Below are 4,074 nucleotides of genomic sequence, written 5' to 3'. Positions count from 1 at the left end.
GTTGTTATGCCCGACAAACCTCTAGAAATTTCATTAAACATGACTGCCGAAGAGTTATACGACGCAAACCCTGAATATAAAAAATATCAAAGTGCCGATGCCCAGCCTATGGGCGTTACTTTTCAGGGTTATGATTTTCCAAGATATAAAGAACCTACTGCCATTATTAAATACTCTAATGGTGAATTTGCTATCAACGGTGTTATGTCAGTCTTAGCTTACGAGGACAATAAGCAAGAAAACTACAAACTCTCTAAAATCAATCTTAGTTTTTTATTCAACCATAAAGTCAGTGGCATATCAGACGAAGATGCTTATAAAAAAATGATATCTTTCTTTAAAGAGCTACAAGATAAAGGTTGGACACATGCTAAAACTTTAAGTGAACCCAGATTGACTCCTGAAGAGAGTTTTATATTTGCTACCAAAGAAGACGGAAATACTTTCAGCCTTAACTATACTTATCCATTAACTTTTGAACAATGGATGCAGCTCGATGATCTTCAAACATGGCAGCTTCGCCATGGTACAGACATATTTATGAATATCAGAATGAATAGACAAACAGATCCATCCACAGGTAAGCGTCACTACCTGATTAGCTTAGAATTTTTCAATGAAGTAGAGCTGCTGCAACAAATAGTTCCGAATGATTATGATGAGCCTTTGACTAAAGAATATAGTAAGCTTTATGGCGAATTACCTGAATTCAGACTCTTCTCCGAAACCGCTGCCACAAAAATGGGTCTAAAAATCCAACAAGATCAACCTGATTATACGCTACCACTTGTACTTAAAGAGACAGGTATCGACACCAGTAAATTTATCTCTATTGACCCTTATAAAATTACTTATGAAGAGTTTATGCAGCGTTCTGAGGCGGGTGAAGATATGACGCCTTATTACGAGAACCAGCCTACCGCTAAACCTGAAATCACCAGTCAAGCTAAGGGGCACTGTCTACCGAATCAACCTTGCCCCAAATCAGGCTATTGGTTCACTCAAGCAAAATCTGACAGTCGTGCTTACTTTAAACAAGGTAATATTATGCCAGACTATCCCAATAATCATTCGCGGACGTGATGTCATTAGGTTTAATGAGCACGTATTTGCCATACTTTTCGGTAAACGCGACCAAACGTTCTTCATTCGAATGCGCGACCTAAATAATATAAGGGCAAAGCGTTAAGTGAAGCACCTAGCGTACCAGAAAGAACAAACAAGATTAAATTAAGATCACCTCTCGACGCTGCAAAACCAGCAGCTGGCATAATGACTTCAGAAGGTATGGGAGGAAAGACGTTTTCGGCAAACATGGCAAATACAATACCAAAGTAGCCAAAACTTGACATAATCCTAAGTACCTATTCGCTGATTTTATTCAGAATCATTGCTTTCCTTCATTACCGTTAGATATCATTTTTTGAGCATTTCTAACAATATAAATGTTCAACACGCCCTAATCTTGACTTGATTTATGTCAAAACCTGCTGTTTTATGCTATTTATAGTATCCGCACTATAGCAACGATTAGATAAATGCCATGACCAGTCATTCGCCTCTTTCGATGAAATCTAGATGCCTCTCTCTAGCTTGCGCTTTTGGAATCTTTGCCATTCTGTATTCTTTGACTAATATCTACGCACAAGCGCTGCTTTATGATCTCCAGTTTTCTGAGCTAAGTAGCATGAACTCTATATGGCCTAAAAAAGTTTATAACCTAACCACACCAGTTGACACAGCGATTCCTTTTATTCCGCTGATGATTGTACCTTATAGCTGGTCAATCATGCTGTTTTGTGCCAGCTTTTTTATGGTAAAAACGCCAGCACAACTGTCCTTATTAACACGCAAGTTAATCTTAGCCACGCTTTTCGCCTGTTTTATCTTTTATATATTTCCAGCCAAATTTACTTTTGAGCGCCCTACTGTATTAGGCTGGGCACACTATGGTTATCAATTTTTGCATATAACCGACAAACCTTTTAACCAGCTTCCTTCCCTGCATGTGGCATATGCCGTATTACTAGGGAGGTGTTTATGGCAGCTTTCGAAATCCGTTCTATATCGCCTAGCGCTTTGCTGTATCTGTAGCCTCATTATCGTATCCACCGTCCTAACTTATCAACATCATCTGTTGGATATTGCTGGTGGCTTATTACTGGCAGCGTTAGTACTGGTCATGACCAATAAACTGCGGAACAATCTTGTTTTAAAATATCTGGCAGTAGCGATATCAGGGTTTTTAATCCTATCGATAGCAGGGTTTATGCTCAATAGAAGCATTGCCTCTATCACTTTTGAATGGTTGTACTCTTTAATCGCCATGTACTGGATGTTAAGTTTTTTTGGTTTGGCGTGGGCGTATCAATACCCCAATCAGTCTCGCGATAAACGTTGGTTTGCAAAGGATAAGCAAGGGCGTTTACGGCTGTCTACTTGGTTGAGGTTTATGCCATTATTATTAAGCTATTGGCTGATGTGGTACGTTGGGCAACGCTATCAACCTACTCAACATAATCGATCGAATACTCGCTCATTGAGCCATATTGATATGGACTCAAAATACAAAATAGCGGACTCGGTATATGCAGTCGCTACCCCAAAATTATTTGGTTTGTCACAAATGAGCGATAAACAGTATTTATGTTTTTCCAATTTTGCGACGATTATTGTGATTGATTCAGCGGTAGAAACTAACAGTCATGGTTTCAGCCTAAAAAAAGCCTTATCTACTTATGTGCAAGCACAGAAATTAGACGTTAATAACAGCTCATCACTCTACGACCCTCATCCACCATTTATCGCCGTTCATATTGAATACCTCTATTTTCCACTGTTGGATTTACAATCGTTAAAAGAGGTTGATGCTCAAAATTTCATCCAGTTGTTTAAAGAGATAGATACATTAGCGGCACTTGATAGAGTACCTGATATTACAATCGAACAGCTGCTTAGCGATAGAGTGCTGATTAACTTTCAATGCGTGATGGGCCTATCCCGTAGCGTCGCCCTGCATACTTTGTACTTGATCTATCGAGGAAAACTGACTGCCAATAATTATGTTGCTTGGATCGATGAGCAGTACCCAAACGCGCACATCAATGATTATTATCTGCCCAAGCTACTCGTTAATAAGATAGAAATTTTAGCTAAAAATACTTGAGCAATCATTTTAAAATAAAGATACAGCGGTGCTGGGATAAATTTTTTGTAGCCTCTGTCGACGTAGTCACAGCAAGCCATAAAAACTTGTACCAGTCACGCAGTATAGTGTCGTATATCCATTTTATTCAGTATCGACTGAATATCATCCTGCGTCACTGATGCACCATTGACTGCTGATGTATCACAACCAAATTTTAACAACCTTAGTCACCGTTTGGTCACCGAGCACTTGCTCAGCGATTTTCAAAGCGTAGCGTGCTTGCAAGAAAACTTGTCATTCATGCACTGTCAAAGAGTATGCCGATGATAAATAATTAATAGGGATAAAATATCTACACCTTATAGATAGAGGCTTTAGGAGAAAATTTAGACACAAAAAAACCTCAAACAAAGTTATGTTTGAGGCGAAACTTGCTTAGACTCGAAAATCTAAATTCGTTTTAAATATGGCGCAGCGGACGGGACTCGAACCCGCGACCCCCGGCGTGACAGGCCGGTATTCTAACCAACTGAACTACCGCTGCTTAGGTCGTCTTTAGCATTTCACCTCTATAAAAAGGCGCACTCGCTAAAAGAGTGGTGGGTGATGACGGATTCGAACCGCCGACATTCTGCGTGTAAGGCAGACGCTCTACCAACTGAGCTAATCACCCTTGCTGTGGGTGTGTATTATATACATTTACACATGGCTGTCAAACAGTATTTGCTACTTTTTAAACTATTTTATATACTTTCAACAAATATAATCACAAGTATATGTTTTTACTGGCTTTGTTTTTTTATAAAAAACCGATATTTTTTACTATTAGTACTTTAATAACCCACTACCACTTATTAAATGTCTGTTTTAACAGCGTCAAGTTTCGTCGTTGATGCATAATGCTTAACCAATTACCCTTTATTATT

The 4,074-nt window shown here is 38.9% G+C and carries 2 protein-coding genes, 2 tRNA genes and 1 pseudogene; 2 read left to right on the top strand and 3 right to left on the bottom strand.

Features of this window, described 5'->3' with window-relative positions; translation table 11 throughout:
* A pseudogene (locus tag ACT3TU_RS13640) lies at positions 1-1,083 on the top strand (hypothetical protein); the annotation flags it as partial.
* Between the two features lie 62 nt (positions 1,084-1,145).
* Here ACT3TU_RS13640 and ACT3TU_RS13635 read toward each other — a convergent pair.
* The gene (locus tag ACT3TU_RS13635; protein WP_444784493.1) at positions 1,146-1,352 is read right to left on the bottom strand and encodes a DedA family protein; all 207 of its coding nucleotides are present in this window, start codon (positions 1,350-1,352) and stop codon (positions 1,146-1,148) included.
* Positions 1,353-1,687: 335 nt separating this feature from the next.
* On the opposite strand from ACT3TU_RS13635, the gene ACT3TU_RS13630 reads away from it, so the two are divergent.
* On the top strand, positions 1,688-3,166 hold the full coding sequence (locus tag ACT3TU_RS13630) for a phosphatase PAP2 family protein (protein WP_444784492.1): 1,479 nt from the start codon (positions 1,688-1,690) through the stop codon (positions 3,164-3,166).
* Between the two features lie 449 nt (positions 3,167-3,615).
* Here ACT3TU_RS13630 and ACT3TU_RS13625 read toward each other — a convergent pair.
* Together ACT3TU_RS13625 and ACT3TU_RS13620 are read right to left on the bottom strand one after the other, a co-directional pair.
* Positions 3,616-3,692, bottom strand: a tRNA-Asp gene (locus ACT3TU_RS13625).
* A gap of 53 nt (positions 3,693-3,745) precedes the next feature.
* A tRNA-Val gene (locus tag ACT3TU_RS13620) sits at positions 3,746-3,821 on the bottom strand.
* Between the last annotated feature and the right edge of the window lie 253 nt (positions 3,822-4,074).

This window comes from Psychrobacter sp. AOP3-A1-26, assembly GCF_052378235.1.
In the GTDB taxonomy this organism is placed as follows: domain Bacteria; phylum Pseudomonadota; class Gammaproteobacteria; order Pseudomonadales; family Moraxellaceae; genus Psychrobacter.
Note: the sequence above shows the minus strand (reverse complement) of the source record. Positions and strands in the feature narration are given on the sequence as shown.

What these genes read in the sequence shown, in the direction of transcription:
- ACT3TU_RS13635 (WP_444784493.1), bottom strand. Translation starts at nt 1,352, where the DNA reads ATGTCAAGTTTTGGCTACTTTGGTATTGTATTTGCCATGTTTGCCGAA.
- ACT3TU_RS13630 (WP_444784492.1), top strand. Translation starts at nt 1,688, where the DNA reads ATGAACTCTATATGGCCTAAAAAAGTTTATAACCTAACCACACCAGTT.